At 38.8% G+C, this 21,718-nt stretch carries 20 protein-coding genes and 5 pseudogenes; 16 read left to right on the top strand and 9 right to left on the bottom strand.

The features are described from left to right. Positions 1-11: 11 nt before the first annotated feature. Positions 12-1,028, bottom strand: a complete 1,017-nt coding sequence (locus tag ACS72_RS09355) for a zinc-dependent alcohol dehydrogenase family protein (RefSeq protein ID WP_048881946.1) — start codon at positions 1,026-1,028, stop codon at positions 12-14. Further along, a complete protein-coding gene (locus tag ACS72_RS09350) occupies positions 1,018-2,013 on the bottom strand; it encodes a zinc-dependent alcohol dehydrogenase family protein (RefSeq protein WP_048881945.1) in 996 nt (331 codons plus the stop codon). Before ACS72_RS09350 ends, ACS72_RS09355 begins: the two co-directional genes overlap by 11 nt. Positions 2,014-2,480: 467 nt before the next feature. Here ACS72_RS09350 and ACS72_RS09345 point away from each other — a divergent pair, with 467 nt between their 5' ends. The 4 genes from ACS72_RS09345 to ACS72_RS09330 all read left to right on the top strand — a co-directional run bounded on the left by ACS72_RS09345 (position 2,481) and on the right by ACS72_RS09330 (position 5,584). Further along, on the top strand, positions 2,481-2,756 hold the full coding sequence (locus ACS72_RS09345; RefSeq protein ID WP_001133624.1) for a metal/formaldehyde-sensitive transcriptional repressor: 276 nt from the start codon (positions 2,481-2,483) through the stop codon (positions 2,754-2,756). Between the two features lie 21 nt (positions 2,757-2,777). Further along, the gene (locus tag ACS72_RS09340) at positions 2,778-3,890 is read left to right on the top strand and encodes an S-(hydroxymethyl)glutathione dehydrogenase/class III alcohol dehydrogenase (protein WP_004682263.1); all 1,113 of its coding nucleotides are present in this window, start codon (positions 2,778-2,780) and stop codon (positions 3,888-3,890) included. Between the two features lie 228 nt (positions 3,891-4,118). Continuing rightward, on the top strand, positions 4,119-4,949 hold the full coding sequence (fghA, locus tag ACS72_RS09335) for an S-formylglutathione hydrolase (protein WP_048881944.1): 831 nt from the start codon (positions 4,119-4,121) through the stop codon (positions 4,947-4,949). 332 nt (positions 4,950-5,281) lie between these two features. Then, on the top strand, positions 5,282-5,584 hold the full coding sequence (locus ACS72_RS09330; protein ID WP_000920558.1) for a putative quinol monooxygenase: 303 nt from the start codon (positions 5,282-5,284) through the stop codon (positions 5,582-5,584). 208 nt (positions 5,585-5,792) lie between these two features. Here ACS72_RS09330 and ACS72_RS18005 read toward each other — a convergent pair. After that, positions 5,793-6,023, bottom strand: a pseudogene (locus tag ACS72_RS18005) (IS3 family transposase); the annotation flags it as partial. 160 nt (positions 6,024-6,183) lie between these two features. On the opposite strand from ACS72_RS18005, the gene ACS72_RS09325 reads away from it, so the two are divergent. The 3 genes from ACS72_RS09325 to ACS72_RS09315 all read left to right on the top strand — a co-directional run bounded on the left by ACS72_RS09325 (position 6,184) and on the right by ACS72_RS09315 (position 9,435). Beyond that, a complete protein-coding gene (locus ACS72_RS09325; RefSeq protein ID WP_048881943.1) occupies positions 6,184-7,341 on the top strand; it encodes an iron-containing alcohol dehydrogenase in 1,158 nt (385 codons plus the stop codon). A gap of 85 nt (positions 7,342-7,426) precedes the next feature. Beyond that, the gene (locus ACS72_RS09320; protein ID WP_004915316.1) at positions 7,427-8,104 is read left to right on the top strand and encodes a type 1 glutamine amidotransferase domain-containing protein; all 678 of its coding nucleotides are present in this window, start codon (positions 7,427-7,429) and stop codon (positions 8,102-8,104) included. 203 nt (positions 8,105-8,307) lie between these two features. Next, positions 8,308-9,435, top strand: a complete 1,128-nt coding sequence (locus ACS72_RS09315) for an alkene reductase (protein WP_048881942.1) — start codon at positions 8,308-8,310, stop codon at positions 9,433-9,435. An 83-nt stretch (positions 9,436-9,518) separates the two neighbouring features. Here ACS72_RS09315 and ACS72_RS09310 read toward each other — a convergent pair whose 3' ends face one another. Continuing rightward, positions 9,519-9,749, bottom strand: coding sequence for a hypothetical protein (locus ACS72_RS09310; RefSeq protein ID WP_048881941.1), 231 nt, complete (start codon positions 9,747-9,749; stop codon positions 9,519-9,521). A gap of 111 nt (positions 9,750-9,860) precedes the next feature. After that, positions 9,861-10,469, bottom strand: coding sequence for a TetR/AcrR family transcriptional regulator (locus ACS72_RS09305; protein ID WP_004281836.1), 609 nt, complete (start codon positions 10,467-10,469; stop codon positions 9,861-9,863). A gap of 144 nt (positions 10,470-10,613) precedes the next feature. Here ACS72_RS09305 and ACS72_RS09300 point away from each other — a divergent pair, with 144 nt between their 5' ends. Both ACS72_RS09300 and ACS72_RS09295 read left to right on the top strand, forming a co-directional pair. Next, the gene (locus ACS72_RS09300; protein WP_048881940.1) at positions 10,614-11,633 is read left to right on the top strand and encodes an NADP-dependent oxidoreductase; all 1,020 of its coding nucleotides are present in this window, start codon (positions 10,614-10,616) and stop codon (positions 11,631-11,633) included. A 16-nt stretch (positions 11,634-11,649) separates the two neighbouring features. Then, complete coding sequence (locus ACS72_RS09295; RefSeq protein WP_048881939.1) at positions 11,650-12,288, top strand: glutathione S-transferase family protein; 639 nt, start codon at positions 11,650-11,652, stop codon at positions 12,286-12,288. A 721-nt stretch (positions 12,289-13,009) separates the two neighbouring features. Here ACS72_RS09295 and ACS72_RS16980 read toward each other — a convergent pair. The 4 genes and pseudogenes from ACS72_RS16980 to mqo all read right to left on the bottom strand — a co-directional run. Next, positions 13,010-13,277: pseudogene (locus ACS72_RS16980) on the bottom strand (transposase); the annotation flags it as partial. Between the two features lie 353 nt (positions 13,278-13,630). Next, complete coding sequence (locus ACS72_RS09285; protein ID WP_004733174.1) at positions 13,631-14,116, bottom strand: hypothetical protein; 486 nt, start codon at positions 14,114-14,116, stop codon at positions 13,631-13,633. Positions 14,117-14,172: 56 nt separating this feature from the next. Then, complete coding sequence (locus ACS72_RS09280; protein WP_048881938.1) at positions 14,173-15,447, bottom strand: MFS transporter; 1,275 nt, start codon at positions 15,445-15,447, stop codon at positions 14,173-14,175. 72 nt (positions 15,448-15,519) lie between these two features. Next, positions 15,520-17,154, bottom strand: coding sequence for a malate dehydrogenase (quinone) (gene mqo, locus ACS72_RS09275; protein WP_048881937.1), 1,635 nt, complete (start codon positions 17,152-17,154; stop codon positions 15,520-15,522). Between the two features lie 683 nt (positions 17,155-17,837). On the opposite strand from mqo, the pseudogene ACS72_RS18000 reads away from it, so the two are divergent. The 7 genes and pseudogenes from ACS72_RS18000 to ACS72_RS17995 all read left to right on the top strand — a co-directional run. Beyond that, positions 17,838-18,331, top strand: a pseudogene (locus tag ACS72_RS18000) (IS3 family transposase); the annotation flags it as partial. 150 nt (positions 18,332-18,481) lie between these two features. Continuing rightward, positions 18,482-18,832: a hypothetical protein gene (locus ACS72_RS09265; RefSeq protein ID WP_004281821.1), complete on the top strand. Its 351-nt coding sequence runs from the start codon at positions 18,482-18,484 to the stop codon at positions 18,830-18,832. Positions 18,833-19,034: 202 nt separating this feature from the next. Continuing rightward, positions 19,035-19,403, top strand: a complete 369-nt coding sequence (locus ACS72_RS19590) for a helix-turn-helix domain-containing protein (RefSeq protein ID WP_368677446.1) — start codon at positions 19,035-19,037, stop codon at positions 19,401-19,403. Between the two features lie 251 nt (positions 19,404-19,654). Continuing rightward, a complete protein-coding gene (locus ACS72_RS19585; protein WP_368677445.1) occupies positions 19,655-19,813 on the top strand; it encodes an integrase core domain-containing protein in 159 nt (52 codons plus the stop codon). 318 nt (positions 19,814-20,131) lie between these two features. Continuing rightward, on the top strand, positions 20,132-21,337 hold the full coding sequence (locus ACS72_RS09255) for an integrase arm-type DNA-binding domain-containing protein (protein WP_048881936.1): 1,206 nt from the start codon (positions 20,132-20,134) through the stop codon (positions 21,335-21,337). Positions 21,338-21,378: 41 nt separating this feature from the next. Beyond that, positions 21,379-21,504, top strand: a pseudogene (locus tag ACS72_RS17465) (transposase); the annotation flags it as partial. Between the two features lie 9 nt (positions 21,505-21,513). Beyond that, positions 21,514-21,630, top strand: a pseudogene (locus ACS72_RS17995) (putative oxygenase MesX); the annotation flags it as partial. Between the last annotated feature and the right edge of the window lie 88 nt (positions 21,631-21,718).

Below are 21,718 nucleotides of genomic sequence, written 5' to 3'. Positions count from 1 at the left end.
AGATAAGAACATCATGTATCTAGAGTAACTACAATTTTTCCTATTTGCTGATTTGATTCAAGATAGCGCTGAGCGTCATGCATGTCCTCAAAGTTAAAGCAACGGTCGATCACTGGACGAAGATATCCTGCACCTATACTGCTAAGAATAAATCGTCTGGCTTGCTCCCTTAGAACAGGGTCATGGAGAACCTCAAGGAACAAAAAACCTCGCATGGTTAAGCTCTTGCGTAATGCAACTTTAAGGGGGAATGGTGTGATCTCCGGGCTAAGTGCACCATGCATAACCATCGTTCCTCCTACCGACATCGCTTTTGCAATCTGTTCAATATGCGGCCCTCCTACAGCATCGAAGGCGACATCAAGATATTCTCCACCCAAACGTGAAACAAGCGCCTCATACAAATCTGGTTCATCTTCACTGGCTATAACATTTTTAACACCGAGATCCAGTAAACGTTGCTTTTTCTCTATCGTTTGTGTACTTGCAATGACCTTAGCACCCGCTGCTTCAGCGATCTGTATCGCAGCTAGTCCTACACTACTTGAAGCTGCTGTGATCAAGATCGTTTTTCCCTTCGATACTCCACCAGCATGGATTACACCACCCCAAGCCGTCAAATACTGCATCCAGATTGAAGAAGCTTCTTCCCAACTTAAACTATCGGGTTTGTGAACTAAAAAAGTTTCTGGAATCAGAAGCTTATCCGCATATGTCCCATATTTGGCTAGATTGTCAGTCGGAAGAATCGATACTGCATCTCCTGGAGAAAATTGGCGTACACCTTCACCTATCGCCAGAACTATGCCTGCTCCCTCATATCCCAGACGAGAAGGGAATACTGCCTTTTGAATATAAGTACCACGCCGAAACATTACATCAGCCCGGTTGAGTCCGATCGTTTTCATCTGGATTAGAACTTCTCCTGCGGCTGGTAAAGCCACAGGAAGTGTTTCTAATGTCAGAACATCTGTATCTCCAATACTATTGAAGCGCCAAGTCTTGGCCTGAAGTGCGTTAAATGACATCAATCACGACCTTAATATTGGCAGAGCGATCTTGAACAGCATCATGAGCCTCAATCGCTTGGTCTAGAGTAAAATGACGAGGATCAACAATAGGACGCAGTTTACCTTCCTCAACGAGACGAGTCGCGATCTTAAGGACATCACCATGATGAGCACGGCGATTGCCTGTTAACATCGGCATTAGGACGAATACGCCAGACACTGTGGCACACCGTAGAGATGAACTCGCTAAATTATGATTACCAAATGCAGCACAGCTGGTAATGTGGCCATAGTGAGTTGTCATGGAAAGCGAAGCTTCGAGTACTGGACCACCCACAGTGTCGTAAACAATGTTAAAACCTTGACCCTCAGGGCTTGCAGCAATAATGTCATCGGAAGATGCTGTTGTGTAATCGAGAGGTGTTGCACCGAGTTCTGAAATCAGTGATTGATCAGCTGTACGACCAGTCGCCCAAACATTTGCATCAAGTGCTTTTGCAAGCTGAACCACCATATAACCAACGCCACCAGCACCACCCTGAACCAGTACAGTTTGCCCTGGTTGGACCTTCGCATGATCCACTAAACCTTCCCAAGCGGTGAGGAACGTCAATGGTAGTACTGCTGCCTCGCGCATAGAGATATTGCGTGGCTTTAATGCGATCAGATCAGCATCTGCTACAACATATTCTGCTAAAGATCCTTGAAGACCACGAACGCCACCTATCAGACCGTAAACTTCATCTCCGACGTTGAAGCGGGTGACACCTTCACCAACAGCAGTGACAACCCCAGCCATATCCGTTCCCAACACGGCAGGAAGCTCTGGCATAGCATATGGTGCTTCACCAAGACGAATTTTATAATCAATAGGGTTTACACCACTGGCATGAATACGGACTAGAACTTGCCCAGCCTCTGGTTGAGGTATAGGGAGTTCTACACGTTTAAATTCATGATCACCAAAATTTTCTAGGATAAGAGCATTCATCATCTTATTCATAATTGTTCCTTATTTTTAACTGGGGGATGATGTGCACAGTACCAAAGTTAATTAATCCAATAAATGATATTTATAGGATTTAATAATTCCTAAATAATGAATAATAAATATCATCCGCTCCTTAAGATATTCTAGTACAGTCTATAAAGGCGGTTTAATCTAAACTGTCGGTAGTATTTTTAAGGTGTGATATGTTCAAAATATCTACAAAGTGGCTAAAAGTTGGAAACATAATTCTAAAAGGTCACAGCATTACAAAGAACATGAGCCAAAAAAAATGGGGGCTAAAAGTCCCATTTTTTTTTGTGACTTTCGCATAAGCTCTATGATGTTAATTTAAAAAAACTAAAAAACAGGGATAGAAAATTTTCGCTAAAGAGCTTTTTGATTTTTCGATTTATAAAAAATATTGTTTTTTTTATACTATGGGGTACTATAGTATTAATGCTAACAAATAAGGAGGTCTGATGCCTAATCAGGTTGAAGACAAAAAAAAGATTCTTCTACGCGTCAGAAAGATCAAAGGTCAGACGCAAGCGATTGAAAAAGCGTTAGAAGACAATGTCGAATGTGGTGCAATTCTGCAACAAATATGCTCTGTGCGTGGTGCTATTAATGGTTTGATGAATGAAATGTTGGAGGTTCATTTAAAGGACACTTTAGTATCAGGTGAAACCACAGAACAACAACGAAAAGAAGAATTGGCTGAAATCGCCAAGATTCTAAAATCATATTTAAAATAGATCTGTATAAGGAGTTATTCCATGAAGTCACGTGCTGCTGTTGCGTTTGGTCCTGGTCAACCTCTTCAAATTGTTGAAGTTGATGTTGCACCACCGAAGAAAGGTGAAGTATTAATCAAGATTTCCCATACTGGTGTGTGTCATACAGACGCATTTACTTTGTCTGGCGATGATCCTGAAGGCGTTTTTCCAGCTATTCTCGGGCATGAAGGTGCTGGTGTTGTAGTTGAGGTTGGTGAAGGCGTGACTAGCGTCAAACCAGGTGATCATGTAATTCCACTTTACACCGCTGAATGTGGCGAGTGCCTATTCTGTAAATCTGGAAAATCGAACTTGTGTATTTCCGTTCGCGAAACTCAAGGTAGAGGCGTAATGCCAGATGGCACCACTCGTTTTTCCTACAATGGTCAACCGATTTACCACTATATGGGCTGCTCAACATTCAGTGAATACACGGTAGTGGCAGAAGTATCATTGGCTAAAATCAATCCTGAAGCCAATCACGAACATGTCTGCTTACTGGGTTGTGGAGTAACAACGGGTATCGGTGCAGTACACAACACGGCTAAAGTACAAGAAGGTGATAGTGTTGCGGTCTTTGGTTTAGGTGGTATTGGTCTAGCAGTCGTACAAGCCGCACGTCAAGCTAAAGCAGGACGTATTATTGTGGTTGACATGAATCCAGATAAATTTGCGCTGGCAAAAGAGTTTGGTGCAACGGACTTCTTGAATCCTAAAGACTACGATAAACCAATCCAGCAAGTTATTGTCGAAATGACTGGCTGGGGTGTAGATCATTCATTTGAATGTATTGGTAACGTGAATGTGATGCGTGCAGCCCTTGAAAGTGCACACCGTGGCTGGGGACAATCCGTAATTATTGGTGTAGCTGGCGCAGGTCAGGAAATCTCTACCCGTCCATTCCAACTGGTTACTGGTCGTAAATGGCTAGGTTCTGCCTTTGGTGGGGTAAAAGGTCGTACGCAACTTCCAGGAATGGTTGAAGATGCCATGAAAGGTAAAATTCAATTAGAACCATTTGTGACACACACCATGGGCTTGGATCAGATCAATGAAGCCTTTGATCTAATGCATGAAGGTAAGTCAATTCGTACTGTAATTCATTACGAATAATTCCGTCAGACCTTATACTTTTCCATGCATGTGAATCATGATTGACATGCATGGAATCCTCTAAAACGGCACATTATCTGTAAAACCGATCTATCTGTGTAGGCATCGTGTATAGGTTCAATCAACCTGCCTACATTTTAAATCTTTATCACTATTCTCTGTGGAGAATGTAAGACTCCTTGTTTACTCGATTTCTCATGAAGTCTTGCTCAACATAGGTAATTGATTATGGAAATAATTGAGAAACATGTTTCTTTTGGTGGATCGCAAGAAGTGTATCGCCATCAGTCAATAGCATTAAACTGTTCAATGAAATTCTCAATATATCTGCCACCTCATCATAAAGATGAGCGGTTGCCAGTTTTATATTGGTTATCAGGACTGACTTGCAACGAACAGAACTTTATTACTAAAGCCGGAGCACAAAAGTATGCGGCTGAACATAAAGTCATTATTGTTGCACCAGATACCAGCCCACGTGGAGAGGATGTACCAGATCATGCAGATTATGATTTAGGCCAAGGCGCAGGATTCTATGTGAATGCAACACAAGCACCCTGGTCACAGCATTTCAAAATGTATGATTATATTGTGGAAGAGCTCAGAAATCTGATTGACCTGAATTTTCCGACCAACCAAGTCCAAAGCATTATGGGGCATAGCATGGGTGGTCATGGTGCATTAGTAATTGGTTTAAAAAACCCTGAGCTGTATAAAAGTATTTCTGCTTTTGCACCAATTGTTGCACCTAGCCAAGTACCTTGGGGGAAAAAGGCTTTTACACACTACCTAGGTGAAACCGAAACTTTATGGAAAAGCTATGATGCGATTGAATTAATCAAAAACGCTGAAGTTCATTTACCTATTTTAGTCGATCAGGGAACAGCTGATGATTTTCTTGAAGAACAGTTAAGACCTAAGCTTCTGAGTGATATTTGTTTGGAACAAGAATATCCTCTTACACTTAACCTAAGAGAAGGGTATGACCATAGCTATTACTTCATTGCGAGCTTTATAGAGAAACATATAGAGTTTCACAGCAAATTCCTAGCTAAATAACTTTCATAGATATGAAGATGTGCATGTTGTTCTTGAATGCTTCTTGAGCAATATAACTTCCAGATGAAGAGGTCAGCTTATAAATCTAAGGTAGAGTCAATTGATCCTTATATAACTAAGATTGAATTTAATCATCTCATATCTTGATTTTTTGATTCAAATGTTAATGATATTAACTTGAATAAATTCATAGCATTATGTCGAAATAAAAACCTAAATTTTGGCTCAGCTATGGGATGTTTTTTAACTTTTATACAACAAAACTTTCTGACATGCATCCATTAGCAATGACAGAATCAGTTTAAATTCTAATCAATTGTGGAGTTTTAGTCATGCTTAAAACAGCTTTATATGTCCGTCTTGAAGCTAAACCGGGTAAAGAAGACGAAGTGGAAGCTTTCCTTAAAGCCGGTTTACCTATTGTAATGGAAGAACCTGCGACAGTTGCGTGGTTTGGCTTACGTCTTGGACCTACAACATTTGGTATTTTTGATGCATTTCCTGATGAGGCGGGTCGCCAAGCACATTTATCTGGCAAGGTTGCAGCTGCGTTGATGGCTCAGGCCGAAGAGCTATTTTCAGAGCCACCGTCTATTGAAAAAGTAGATGTTTTGGCGAGTAAACTACCAGCTTAAACCGACGCTTAAATGTATAAATGTGCTGCCTGAAATTTTGAATGAAAGGCAGCACTTCAACCCTGTGAGGTTTGTCAGAGGCTTTTTATTCAAGTTGGGCTACTTTATTTAATGGCTTAATCTCATCATTTACATGGGTCAATATCCAAAACAGGGTAAATAAACGAATGCACCCATGTACATGCCTTATATTGAACCAATCTATCTAATTTACTGTCGCATTTGTACATCTGCTAAACCGTGCCAATCTGCTTTTAAAATATTTAATCATCGTTATTTTGTATGAGTCATTCACTGTTTTAGCCAATGCGTTCACGACCATGTCAGTAGTCATACATGTTGATACCTTCCATACAACAATCGCTCGTGAAAATACATCAATAATAAAAGCGGTATAGAACAAGCCTGAATGTGTTTAACCATCACTAAAGTCGCCAAGCTGAAATAATTTTTATAAAAATAGACGACTGGTCTATTTTTATGTATAGTTAGCACATGGTGCAGTCAAAAGCCGCAGTGTTGTCCAATTTTTTTAAAGTTTATTTGATGAATAACGGTGGTTTTTCAAATCAATTAACTGATCATCCTAGGATAAAAATATGCTGAATTTTAACTTTTATAATCCGACCCGCATTATTTTTGGTGGCGATACAATAGCTAAAATCAATGACTATGTGCCTACAGAAGCAAAAGTATTAATGTTGTTTGGTGGTGAAAGTGCACGTAAGAATGGTACTTTAGCTGAAGTGCGTGAAGCATTAGGTGCAAGAGAAATTCATGAATTTGGCGGAATTGAGCCGAATCCGAGTTACGAAACCCTCATGAAAGCTGTAGAGCTGATTCGAGAACAAAAGATTGATTTCTTGATGGCTGTCGGTGGTGGATCGGTAATTGATGGTACTAAATTTATTGCAGCAGCAGTCAATTATACAGGGGATACATGGGAGATTTTAGAAACCCATGGTACTAAAATTACTCAAGCTTTGCCTTTTGCGAGTGTACTCACCCTTCCGGCAACTGGTTCAGAAATGAATAGCGGTGGGGTAGTAACCAGAAAATCGACCCAAGCCAAATTGTCATTTAGCAGCCCCTATGTTTTTCCGCAATTTTCCGTACTGGATCCGAATAAAACTTTTAGCTTGCCGACGCGCCAGTTAGCAAATGGCGTGGTTGATGCATTTATTCATGTCATGGAACAGTACTTAACTTACCCTGTCAATGCACAAGTACAAGATCGTTTTGCCGAAGGTCTATTGCAAACTTTGATTGAGATTGGACCGAAAATCTTGGAAGATTCAGCAGATTATGACACGCGTGCGAATTTGATGTGGGCTGCTAGCATGGCACTGAATGGGCTGATTGGAGCTGGTGTACCACAAGATTGGTCAACCCATTTGATTGGGCATGAGCTCACGGCTTTACATGGTATTGATCATGCTCGTACCTTGGCCATTGTGTTGCCGGCCAATCTACAAGTGCGTCGTCAAGAGAAGCGAGAAAAATTACTACAGTATGCAGCTCGAGTCTGGCAGATTGTCGAAGGTGATCAAGAACAACGTATTGATACTGCTATTGCTCGTACTCGAGCTTTCTTTGAGCAACTTGGATTGCCGACTCGTCTTAGCGATTATGGACTGGGGGAGACAGATATTGAGATCATCATTACGCAACTTAAATCACATAATCTGACACAGCTAGGCGAACATAAAAATGTTTCATTAGAGGTCAGTCGCCAAATTCTTGAGACGAGCATCTAAATAAGCGTATCTGGCATGCTCACGCCATACGGTATGTGATTATGCAACAGTGCTCCTCAATTCTGAAAATTATCGGAGAAATAAAATGAAAATTTTAATCGTTTTAACCTCACATGATCAACTTGGCAATACTGGTAAGAAAACAGGTTTCTGGCTAGAGGAACTTGCTGCACCGTATTACACCTTTATTGACTCTGGTGCTGAAGTTACGCTGGCGTCGCCCCAAGGTGGGCAGCCACCACTAGATCCTAAAAGTAATTTAGCCGATGCGCAAACTGAAACCACTCATCGTTTTGAAGCAGATCCAACTGCAATGCAAGCATTGGCACAGACGCATAAACTTAGCGAAATTTCTGTAGCTGATTATGATGCAGTGTTTTATCCAGGCGGGCATGGCCCATTGTGGGATTTAGCAGAAGATCCGATTTCAATTTCTCTGATTGAACAGGCGATTCAGTCTGGCAAACCTGTTGCAGCAGTGTGTCATGCCCCGGGTGTTCTTCGTCATGTGAAAGCGAGTAATGGAGCGCCTTTAGTTAGCGGTAAATTAGTGACTGGTTTCACCAATACTGAGGAAGCCGCTGTAGGTTTGACTGAAATTGTACCATTTTTAGTCGAAGACATGCTTAAAGAAAACGGTGGTCATTATTCTAAAGTGGATGATTGGCAAGTATATGTTCAAGTAGATGGCTTGCTGGTTACTGGACAAAATCCAGCATCTTCTGCTGCAACTGCCTCAGCATTACTTCAATTGTTGAAATAAAGAGTAGCTAGTTTGTGTTGTGGTGCTTAGCAATGAATAAAACTTCTGACTCTGAGCAACGGGCGCAATCAGCAAAATAACCCTCATTTAATGGTGAAGGGCCTGAGTTAATAGCTTTCCTTCCTTTAATTTTCTATATACAGGAAGGAAGGGTATTTTTTTAATTTAGATCAATTAAGTCATGATTACTTGGATACAATGAAATGAAAGACAGCAAACTTTTTCAGAACTTAAGCTTAGGCCCTTATGTTTTGCAAAACCGTATTGTATTGCCACCATTAACACGGTCGCGCAGTAGTCAGCCAGGTAATATTCCAAATGAACTGATGGCAACCTATTATCAACAGCGTGCCGGGGCAGGATTTATGGTCACCGAAGGTACGCAAATCGAGCCCCGTGGTCAAGGCTATGCTTGGACGCCCGGTATTTACAGCTCTGAACAGATTGCTGGATGGCGTAAAGTGACGGAAGCAGTGCATGCTAAAGGAGGCATTATTTTTGCACAACTTTGGCATGTTGGGCGTGTTTCACATACATCTTTGCAACCCAATCATGCATCACCGGTCGCACCCTCGGCTATTAGGGCTGATAGTAATGTTAAAGTCTTTATTGAGACCGGGCCTAATGCTGGGACCTTGGCTGATCCTTCAATGCCACGTGCTTTAAGCAATGCAGAAGTTAAAGAATTAGTGCAACTCTATGCTCAAGCAGCACGCAATGCCTTGGCTGCTGGTTTTGATGGGGTTGAAATTCATTGTGCAAATGGTTATTTGGTGAATCAATTTATCTCTGCACATAGTAACCACCGTGAAGATGAATATGGTGGATCACTAAACAATCGTTTGCGTTTTTTACGTGAAGTAGTAGAGGCAGTTGCTGAGGTGGTTGGTGCAGATCGTTTAGGAGTGCGTTTTGCCCCGCTATTTGAAAGTACAGAGGAAGATCGTGTTTACATAGGGTTGGTTGAAGATGATCCACATGTGACTTATATTGAAGCCATAAAAATACTTGAAGAAGTTGGGATTGCCTATTTATCTATTGCAGAAGCTGATTGGGATAATGCACCAGAACTTCCTCATGATTTTCGTAAAGATGTCAGAGACACTTTCAGTGGTCGGATTATTTATGCAGGTCGATATACGGCAGAAAGAGGGACTCGAATTTTAGAGGCAGGGCTGGCCGATTTAATTGCATTTGGACGCCCATTTATTGCGAATCCAGATTTACCCGATCGCATCGCCAATGGCTGGCCATTGAATGCAGTAGATGCAAGCACTATGTATGGTGGGACGGAAAAAGGCTATATTGATTATCCAGCTTACGCAGATTAATATTGACTAAGTGAGTTATTTTGCCAACCTTTGTGGTTGGCAAAATAAGGATTTAGGATTGCTGTTGCCAGCATAAATTCTTCTTAAAACAAATTCTTAAAATTTTTTAGCTGTGTAATGAGCCAACCTGCCAGTGGGAAAGAAATCAGTTGCGTTACTGGCACTAATACTATGACTTCAATCAACACCATCATCGGGAAACTTTGATGCTGAGTAATTGGCTTTAATAAAGTGAGTACCAGTAATAGTGTGGGATATAAGCCTAAATATCCGACTAAAATACGAGTCACGAGGGCTTTAGAAGGAGAATTCATTGCGCGCTATACTCATTGATTGTAAATCGATCTAATAGCAATACATGAATAAGTAATCATTGGGTTGCTCTCATAAACCATTAATTATGTTGTTGATATTTAATTTAATTTTTATGAATCTTCACTTTTTAATAGAAATTTAGTTGCTCTCAGAGCTTGATGTAATGGTGTTTTATCTTTTTGCAACTTACTCAGTAATGCTGCACCTAACCACATTTGGTAAAGTACTTGTGCCAACGTCGAGGCCTCAGTATCTGCTTGGATAGACTGATCCTGTTTTCCCAAATCAATTAAAGCAGCAATCCGTTGGATTACATCATCGACGCCAGCGGACATAATGGAGCGCATATCTTCAGATAGATCGGCAACTTCTGCGGCAAGTTTCACAATTAAACAGCTATCCGCCCAACCACACTGTGTTTCAGGATCTTCTATCCATAAATTAAAATACTCAATCAGCTTTTGATAAGGGGATTTATCACTACGCCATACATCATTTAAACGGACTTGGTAATTATCTACATAATGCTGTACCAATTCACATCCGAAAGCTTCCTTGGATTGGAAATAATGATAAAACGAGCCTTTGGGGATCTCACAGCTCTGTAAAATTTCCTGTAATCCTACACCAGTAAAACCTTTATGCAAAATCAGGTCTGAACTGGTATTAAGAATGTGTAAGCGCTTCGCTTCAGACTTTTTAATAGGAGTAGGCTTCATATTAATTATTTACTCTATTGTAAAAAAATAGACCGGTCGTATTGTTTTTTATTATAACTCATTTACAATGGATGTAAAGAAATTTTAATCATAATTTTTGATTGTGAATAGAAATACTTCTAAATAAAACATGGAGTTATATGTGTGAAAACAGTTATTAATCAACGTATCATTTTAGCTCAAAGGCCAGTCGGTGAGCCAAAACACAGCGATTTTCGTATTGAGCAAGTTGAGCTCAATGAACTTAAACAAGGCGAAATGTTGTTAAAGACCATTTACCTGTCACTCGATCCTTATATGCGTGGTCGCATGAGTGATGCTCCTTCATATGCAGCACCGGTTGAAATTGGCGAAGTGATGGTCGGTGGAACAGTCAGTCAAGTGGTAGCCTCTAAAAACCCAAAATTCAAAGAAGGCGAGTGGGTTCTTTCAGGAAATGGCTGGCAGGGCTACGCAATTTCTAATGGGACTGCATGTCAAAGCTTAGGTATGCAACCTGAACATCCATCTTGGGCATTGGGTATTTTGGGAATGCCAGGATTTACTGCTTATATGGGGCTGTTGGACATTGGTCAGCCTAAAGCCGGTGAAACTTTAGTCGTTGCAGCTGCAACGGGACCTGTTGGTGCTACGGTTGGACAGATTGGCAAAATTAAAGGTTGTCGCGTGGTTGGCATCGCAGGTGGGCCTGAAAAATGTCGTTATGCAGTAGAAGAGCTTGGCTTCGATGCTTGTATCAATCATCATGATGAAAATTTTGCAGAACAATTACAACAAGCAGTTCCCAACGGTATTGATATTTATTATGAGAATGTAGGGGGTAAAGTGTTTGATGCGGTATGGCCATTGCTTAACTCTGCAGCACGTGTACCGGTATGTGGTGTGGTTTCCCAGTATAACGCTACCGAGCAAGCACAAGGGCCAGACCGTTTACCGGGCTTTATTTCCACCCTTTTAAAAAAGCGTATTCGCATGCAAGGCTTTATTATTTTTGATGATTATGGCAGTCAGTATCCGGAATTCTATCAGCAAATGTCTGAATGGTTGAAAGACGGAAAAATCAAATATAAAGAGCATATGGTGCAAGGTTTAGATAACACGATCAATGCTTTCAATGGTATGTTGAAAGGCGAAAACTTTGGCAAAGTGGTTGTAAAAATTTAAAAAAATAGGAATTATCATGATCACACTACATCATTTAGATCAATCACGTTCTTTTCGTATTTTGTGGTTACTTGAAGAAATCAAGCAGCCCTATGAGCTGAAACGCTATTATCGTGACTCAAGCACGCATTTGGCCCCTGACTCTTTAAAAACCATTCACCCTTTAGGGAAATCTCCAGTATTGGAATGGGATGGCAAAGTTATTGCAGAGTCAGGCGCAATCGTTGAGTTATTAATTCAGAAACTTGCGCCGCATTTAGCACCAGATATGGATGAATCTACCTATGTCGATTATCTACAGTGGATTCATTTCTCAGAAAGCTCTGCCATGCTGCCATTTTTGTTAAAAACGTTTAATACGATAGAAACCAAGCAGGGCACGAAGTTGGTATTTCTAGAAAATTATACTCAAGTTGAGTTCGATAAAGTATTTGGCCATTTAAATGAATATTTAAAAGATAAAGAATTTCTAGTGGCAGACCGTTTAACCGGTGCTGACTTCATGATGGGCTTTGGACTACATGCTTTAGTTTATCATATGGGACAAGGTGAAAATTATCCCCATATCCAACGTTACGCAGCAGGTTTAAGCCAACTACCTAGCTGGCAAGCCGCAGTACAAATTGAACAAAATGGTGTGAAAAGTCAAAAATAGCAAGATTGTTTTTTTAAGGCAATTGAGAAAAAGAATCATGATTGACAAGTACATCTGGTTATAAAATAAGCTGACACTTATTTAAAGTAAACGCCTAATGAATTTCATCGGGCGTTCTCTATTTTAAAGATAAGGAATTACCATTATTTAAGATAAGTTTCGCCTATTCTTTCACTGCAAATTCCTATCAAAAGGGCTTGAATATCACGACGGTTACGTTGAAAGATATAATCAACTTTTGAAAGAAAAGTGACAAACGCACAGCAAGATTAAATTATTCCTCGGGGTATTAAACAAGTAATCTATATCATTTTACTAACATAAACACATCTGCGTAAAAATCACGCCCCGCTTAACTGGCAATAGTTTTTGAACCCTTGTATAAAAGCTTAAAAGAATCTAGCAAGTCTTTAGACTTCTTGCGTTAGTCAGAATTTAAAAAGCATAAAGCTACATTTAATAAGGTTTTAGCCAATTCAAAAATTAGGTAAAACGATACTTTCGCAAGAGGTCTTTTATTTAATGTTAATACTCATCCAGTATTGAGGTTTTTTATCTTTTCTTGCCTGTGATCTAGGTTGTAATACTCTAATTTCATACTCACCTGAAGCAGGTAAAATATAAATACCATTATTATCAAGCTCTGGAGAATATTCTCCAAGATTGCAATATCAATATGCTTTTGTCTTCTACAAAGCGTACTGTACGAATATCACTGATATTCGGGGCTGCTCAGCCGCAAAGTTTAATCAGACTTTGCATAAAGCCAGTGACCATACGTAAAGACAGACGGAATAAGGATTTAATCATTAAGCAGCATTGGATGGCTGCGTCGGAGTAGGTTTGATTCGCCCTTGTTTGCCTTTTGATGGGGCATACCATTGCGTAGCTGGATCAAACCAAATGGCAATATTTCCGCGATGAATGCGTGCTCGGTTATATGCGAACCAATTGGTTGTGCGGTAAATTTTATGTGTATGCTTCTTCATTTGAAAATTATATTGCTGAAAAAGTCCTTAAGAACAGCTTTGCGCAACAAAGCCGTTCGAGATTGTTATGATCTTTTTTTGACAGAGAACAAATTTTCCCTGATCAAGCAAATAACTTTAAAATTTTCTTAATGAGCAAGATGGCCAATACTTATTAGAAGAAAAATCTTTTGTTTATGATGCTGAAAATGATCAATTTCTAGAATCGGATATACAGGCATTTTATTCCCTTTCGTCTGCAATTCTAGACTAGCAAGACCCGTCTTTTAAAGGCAGTTTTCCTATGTAATAACATGATAAATCAGAATTAGGATTGTAAATTTTTCACCCACCAAATTTTTTTGTGCTAGCTGTTATAATGCGCCAAATTGCTGCCAAGTCTCATCATTATGTAAAGAGTCATAATAATTTTGCAGTTCTACTAAATCATAATATTGAATATAAGCTAATAGCAATAGGCCGAGGATCAGTCCAACTTTAAGACAACTAAGTCTATTTGGCTTTCTATATAAATTATCTATTCCAAAGGCAGTTAAAATTAAAGCAGGAACCAATACAATTGTTTTTAAATGGTTTAGAAAGTGAATTCCATGTGTATACAATAACCCAATAATAAGCAAAACTATCCCTAAACTGGTGTAAATACGGTCATGGAGAGAAGTGCGTAACGCGAAATTACATTGAAAAGCTAAAATAAAAGTTGCAAATAAATAAAAACCAGTTCCACCAATAATGAACGTATAAATTGCATTGAATAGGCAATAAGCCAACAACACTGATAGTACGAAAGAATAGAGTTTGGTATAGAGAATATGTGAAAAGGGGAAAATCTGTTTCATAATTTGCTCTATTGAAAACTCACATCATATTAAAAGAAGATTTGAAGCTTAACATGCTATTCACTTTTTGCCACTGTGGCATGTTTTTTTAGTGTTGGAGATGGCTTGAATAAATGTCGCGTACGAGTAAAGCTTAGACCACAGATTATTAAACACAGCGTCCCTCCAATAAGTACTGCTGGCACCACAGAAAAATAGCGCGTCATCAGGCTCATGTGTAGGGCACCGAGCTGATTGCCTGAAGTGACTAATATGCCATTTAAAGCCGCTACACGCCCTAATAGTGCTTTTGGGGGGAGTTGCTGTAATAAAGTTTGTCGAATGACCATGCTGATGCTATCAAAGGCACCGATTAAAACAAGGAAGAAGACTGAGAGCCAAACATGGGAGGATAGTGCAAAGGCTAAAGTACACAAAGCAATTGCAAAACTACTATAGAGCATATTTCTCCATGCATTTTGCATCGGAGAATAACAGGTCAACATCAACATCATGATACAGGCGCCAATAGCTGGTGCAGCTCTGAGTATACCTAAGCCTTCAACACCAAGATGCAGGATATCGTGTGCAAAAATAGGCAGTAAGATAATGACACTACAAAAAAGCATGGCGCTGAGATCCAGCAACATACTCCAAAACATTAGTGGATGTTTAAAAATAAACAAATAGGCTTCTTTCAAACTTTTGCTTAAATGCTGTTTATGGGGGCTAGGGAATTGACGAGGACTTAATCCGAATAAGCAGATGCTACCCACGCAACACAAGAAAAAAACAATAAAGAGGGTTTTTTCAAGCCCAAGTTGGCCGAGTAAAAGTCCTGCGCATAAAGGCGCTAAAATGCCGCCTATTTGCCAAATGAGCGCGGTCCATGTGGCTGCATTGCTATAGGCTGACTCGGGGGTTAGAAAAGGGCGTAATGAATTAAATGATGGGCTGTAAATGCCTCTAAGTATGCCTAAGCAAAAGATGAGGCTATAAATGCCGCATAAAAGTGTATTTTGTTGAATGTGCTGTTGTTGGTACTGAGAAAAAAGAACAATAAATAATAATGGAATTAAAGTGCTACAGCTAAAACTCCACTGCACAATTTTTTGTCGGTTATAGCGATCAGCCCAGTCGCCACTGATCAGGGAGAGGCAAATAAAGGGGAGTAACTCAATTAAGGCAATCATGCCAAGGCTGAGTGGATTTTGAGTGAGTTGATAGATACTATAGGCAATGACGACTTCTTGAATCATGATGGTTAGAATTAAGCACAACTGATTGACACTCAGAAGTGAAAAATCACGTGAACGAAAAGCCAAAAAAGCATCGGAATGGAAAAGCGACATAAACAGAATAGTTTCAAATATGAATTAAAAAAGGATGGCGCAAAGTCCATCCTTTTTAGGGTTTAAAGCAGATTACTGTGCTTTTGCTACCGCAATAGTTTCGTCATTTGCAGCTTTAGCCATAGGTGTATATTTCAAACCAAGGGTTGTGCTGGTGTATTGGCGAACTTGGTCAAGAAGCACAGGATTAGTGCTGAGTTCTTGTTGGTACGATTTTACAATTTCATGTAATTTCGGATTCCATTTACCTGCTACTTGCTGAGGGAATGCTTTTTCAAGCAAGCTCAACATAATATAAGGGGAAGTTGAAGCACCAGGAGACGCACCTAATAGGGCAGTCACAGCACCATCTTGTGACGCAAAAATCTCGGTACCAAATTGCAAGCTTGCAGGTTTGCCTGGTTCTTTCTTAATGATTTGAACACGTTGACCACCTTGATTCATGCGCCAGTCTTCTGGTTTTGCATCAGGATAGTATTTTTTCAACTCATTAAAACGGTCTTCATCGGTCATCATGACTTGGCTAACTAAGTATTTCACCAAATCAAGATTTTCCATACCCACAGCGGTCATTGGTAAAACGTTGTTCTTAGTGGTTGATTTCAATAAATCAAGCTGAGAACCTTGTTTTAAGAACTTGTTTGAATAAGTTGCAAATGGACCAAACAACACATATTTTTTACCGTCGATATAACGTGTATCAATATGTGGAACAGACATTGGCGGTGCGCCTAATTCAGCACGACCATAAACTTTTGCAGTATGGCCTTCAGTGACTTTTGGGTTGTCGGTCATTAAGAACACGCCACCTACAGGGAAGCCAGCATATTGCTTCGCTTCTGGTAAGCCTGTCATTTGTAAAAGTTTAACCGCTGCACCGCCTGCACCAATAAAGACAAAGCGCGTTTTCACGTGATCTGTTTTCCCTGTAGTGAGGTTTTTAAATGCAACAGTCCACGTTTTATCATCGTTTTGGCTAATGCCAGTCACTTCAGTCGATGTTTGTAACTGAAAATTAGATTGTTTTTTAAGGTGATCGACCAATTGAGTGGTGATCGAACCATAGTTCACATCCGAACCTACATCCATGCGTGTTGCAGCTACTTTTTGTGCAGCATCACGGCCATTCATCACCAATGGTGCCCATTGTTTAATTTCAGCAGGATTCTCAGAGAATTTCATGCCATAAAACATTGGGTTTTTAACCATTGCAGCGTAACGTTTTTCGAGGAAATTCACGTTATCGCCCCAAACGAAAGCAATGTGCGGTACAGGGTTGATGAAACTATTTGGTCGTCCCAAAACACCTTCTTTGACTTGATAAGACCAGAACTGTTTTGCAACTTCAAATTGTTCAGCTACTTTTACAGCTTTGGTAATGTCCATTTTCCCATCTTTTTCAGAGGTGTAGTTCATTTCCATAAAGCCAGAGTGACCTGTGCCTGCATTATTGAAGCCGTTAGAGCTTTCTTGTGCAACTTTGTCTAGGCGTTCATACATGCGAATTTGCCAGTTTGGCTCAAGTTCACTAAGATATGTGCCTAGGGTTGCACTCATGATGCCACCACCAACTAAGACTGCGTCAACGACAGGCTCATTGCTGGTGTTTTGAATTTTCTTAGACGCGATAGGTCTAAATAAGAAGATTAGTGCTGCAATAATAAGCAGAACGATGAATACCAATAGGTATTTTAAAAATTTGTTCATGCGATTATGACCATGGAGGGCAGGTTTGGATCGCTTTATAGCGAAGACAAGAATAACAATTATGGTGATAGGAACACTTGTAAAGAATTAGCTTAGAGAATTGAAGTAATACTCAAAATTACAAGTATGCAAAGATTAACGTTCGAAGCTATCACACATTTTTGATTGATGGATATTTTAGACTAAATATGTATTGACTTAGTAATTTTTATTGTAAATGAACATAATTAAAATATAAATACCAATGATGTTTGTTCTTGTTTATTAGTTTTTATTTTAATTCACTATCTGGTCTAAAAAAAATCAGATGTTGAATATTTATACAAATACTCAGTAATTTATGAAAAAGAAGCTTATAACTTGTTTCAAGGTTACTTTCCAACGGCTTTATTGCACAAATATTTGAAAGGCAAAGCGCCCCTAATTGAGCCAAATTTAAGACGTAACTTCGGTAAGTGGTCGACCTAATTCTGTAAATCTGTTAAGGACTGCTACACGTGCATGAATCTCATTGTGAACCGTACCGGGTTTGTCGGAGACCAACTTTCCTGAGATGAGAAGCATTGCTTCGCAAGACGTAGCGAAGCGTAGTGTTCTAATGAAAAAAGTAAAATATACCCCTGAAATCAGAGATAGAGCGGTTCAATTATTGATTGACTACCAAGACGGTATCTCAGGTGAATGACTTTACGTATATTCAAACAAATTCAGGCTGGGTCTAAACCGCCTTTATTATTGATGTGTTCTCACGAGCAATTGTTGGATGGAAAGTATCAACACGTATGAATACAAATATGGTGCTCGATGCACTGGAGCAAGCATTACACGATTGAGGTATGCCAAGGAATGTGATTCATCATTCCGACAGGGGTGTGCAATATCTTTCGATTCGCTATACCAATCGTTTAGGAGCAGAAAATTTACGAGCATCAATAGGTACAACGGGGACTCATACGATAATGCTTTGGCTGAAACAGTGAATGGCTTATGCAAAACAGAGATGATTGAATATTTAAAAGCAGATTGGCAAAGTTTAGCAGATGTACAACTTGCGACATTAAATTGAGTAGATTGGTTTAATAAAAAGCATGTACACAGTGCACTGGGTTATGTATCGCCTTTTGAGTTTGAAGCAATGTACTATGATAAGATTAACCCTTTAGGTCAGGTGGCCTAACTTAAATAAAAAAATCTCCGACAAACCCGGTAAGGTTCAAAATGCAATTTATGGCTTTTTTATGTAAAAAAAAGTAATATTTGTTTTATTGTTAAATTATAACAATTAGTATAAATATACCTATGATTTACATATAAAAAAGGTAGTTAAATGAAATATTTTTTAAGTTTAACTTTGTTAGTTTTAGCAATGACTGGGTGTACTTCGAGTCCAAAGACTGAAACTTTACAAGATAAGGCTACAAGCAATACTTCAGCTGATACGCAGGTCCTTAAATTTTCTGGTCCGAATGGTTTATTAATTTTTCTGAAATCATCGGATAACTTTGAAACTGCTTTAATGACTGATAACTCAGGCATGGTATATCGTTTAAAGCAAACAGTTGCTGGTAGTGGTATTCGTTTAGCTAATAATAATGGAGTTTCAATTCACTTTAAACGTGGTGAAGGGGTTGTTGAATTTGTAAAAGACCAGCCAATCAGCATTACTGAAGTAAAATAATAAGGTTTAAACTTTAAGAAAACCCCACACCATAATCTGCATACCGAAAGTTGGACACTATTTCTTGAAATGTGGTCAAACATGATCAAGGACTAATTCGCACTCTGTTAATGGGTGAATTCAAACATGAGGTGCGACAGTTTCAAAAGCCTTATGATAATCTGTGTGATTCATAGACATCACTTCAATATAATGGGTGTCTATGAACAGAGAAATTCAACAAAGACTCGTATGGGTTAAATTATTTGAAGAGACCAATAATGCTGGCCTGGTTTGTCGGAGATGTGGCATTTCTAGACCAACTTTACGCAAGTGGTGGAAACGATATTCTGAACAAGGTATTGATGGATTAAGTAGTCATAGTAAATGTCCCTTAAAATCGCCAAATACTAAAATCAATGCTGAGCTAGAAGCTTTAATATTGGAAATGCGCTCAGCTAGAAATCTTGGTGCTCGACGTTTGCAAACCGAATTAATGAGCTGCACGGAGTCTCGTTGTCCTTGGCGACTATCCATAAAGTACTATCCACCCATTAAGTCAAACCGATTAAAAAATTCCGTCGTAAAGTAGATTACATTTGTTATGAACGTCCATTACCAGGCGATAGAATTCAAATGGATACCTGTAAACTGGGTCCTGGACTATATCAGTACACATCTATCGATGACTGCACACGATATCGCGTTTTAAGGATATATAAACGCCGAACAGCGCGAATACGCTCGACTTTTTAACTGTGTAATTGAAGAAATGCCTTTTCTCATACAGCGAATACAGACCGATCGAGGGCGAGAATTCTTTGCTGAAAAAGTACAGAAAAAATGATGCAGTATGGAATCAAATTTAGGCCAAATAAACCGGGTTCACCTCATCTGAATGGCAAGGTAGAGCGCTCACAAAAGACTGATAAATCTGAGTTCTACGCTACTGTAGATATCGACTCAGAGGAAATTCAGAGCAAACTGGCAGAATTACTATAACTGGATGAGACCACATTCGGCTTTGAAAGGTAAAACACCGATGGAAAGGTACTTTGAATTATGTGAAGAAACTCCTTTCTCAGATGAAGTCCAAAAGCAATACGACCCCTCAAATGAACGGATTCAACATGCCAATTTAAGACTTGCAAAATCAATGGTTAATTAATTGGTTACTGGGGAATAACCAATCTAAATATAAATTTTATTTAACAATTACTTATAAAAATATGTGATGCGTATGATACGCATCATATGAATATCGCTTAAATTTGCTATAATTGAATTGAGCAGTGCCATTTGTGGTTAGGTTAAAAATTCATGAGTCTTACTGAAATTAAGGTACGTCAAGCTAAACCAAAGGAAAAAATCTATTTTCTGGCAGATGATGACGGCTTAAGTTTGAAGGTAGAACCAAACGGACGTAAATCTTGGAGTTACCGCTATTCACTTGCAGGGACAAATAAACGTCCTCGCATGAAGTTGGGTGAATATCCTGTAATGTCCTTGAAAGAGGCCAGATCAGTCCGGGATGAATATAAATTTAATAATTATGAAAATAAACCACCGCATAAAAAATACATCAAAACTTTTCAGGATATTTGTGAAGAGTGGTTAGAATTTAAAATTAAAAATTCCTTTGAAGATGAACCACGATGCGGTGTAATTCAGCTCGCAAAAAAATGTTTAGATCAGGATGTTTATCCAAATATTGGACTAATGCCATTTATTGAAATTAAAAGATATGATCTAGTTAAGATTATTAAAAATATAGAATCTAGAAATGTAAAAGAACCTGTAAAGAAAGCCTATAGTTATTTAAATCAGATTTATGATTATGCTGTAGCAATGGGTTATTGTGAATATAATATTGCCCATGGTCTTCATAAAATATTAATCAATAATAAAATTAAAAAAAATTATCCGTATTTAAACTCAGATGAACTATCTAGCTTTTTAGCTAGATTAAAGCAGGTTAATACAGATCCTATTATTAAAAAAGCCCTATTATTTAAGTTATATACAGGCGTACGAGGTGGAGAATTACTGCTTTGTGAACCGCATCACTTCGATCTGGATAAAAAAATATGGAAAATACCAGCCTTACATATTAAACAATATAGAAGAAAAGTTATTTTAGGTCATGATATTCCTGAATTTTTAGTTCCACTATCTGATCAAGCACTTGAAGTTGTAAGATCTGCACTAATCTGGTCTCATGGAGACAAATATGTTTTTTCCAGTCCAAGAAATAATAATAAACCCATTCATTTTAATACCCTGAACTTAATTATTAGAAAGATGGGATATACTAAAAATGAACTATCATCTCATGGTTTGCGCTCAACATTTAGTACCATATTAAATGAATCCGGTTTATTTCAATCAAATTGGATTGAAGCACAGCTATCTCATATTGATAAGAATAAAACCCGTGCGAGTTATAATCATGCAGAATATTTTAATCAGCGTATGGAAATGATGCAATGGTGGGGCGATTTTATTGATAGTTGTACTGTAAATTAATGGTTATGAAATCCAAGTTTTAATTAGAATAGGCTTTGTTGCACAAACCTATTCACCGCCATAAATCATTATCTAAAATTGCATCTCGTGGTAAAAGCTCAATGGGTCGGTTCTATGGCTATAAATTACATATTGTGATGAATCAACTTAGAGAAATAGTCTGTTCACAATAATGATTCCTCTTAACTCGTAAAGTTTATGACGGTGCTGAACGTGTTCAATTGAATCTTAAGCAAGGTAAATGGACAGAAGAGAACTTCATTAAGCCGTATCAAAATATTCTTGAAAAATAGGCATTTCATTTCACATTAGAGCGAGAATCTAATGAGAAAGTTGCCTGTTTGAATGTAGTGAATAGATTCATTGCATAATGGTTGACTA

Origin of the sequence: Acinetobacter sp. VT 511 (assembly GCF_001077515.1) — a bacterium.
Classification (GTDB): Bacteria; Pseudomonadota; Gammaproteobacteria; order Pseudomonadales; family Moraxellaceae; genus Acinetobacter; species Acinetobacter schindleri.
Note: the sequence above shows the minus strand (reverse complement) of the source record. Positions and strands in the feature narration are given on the sequence as shown.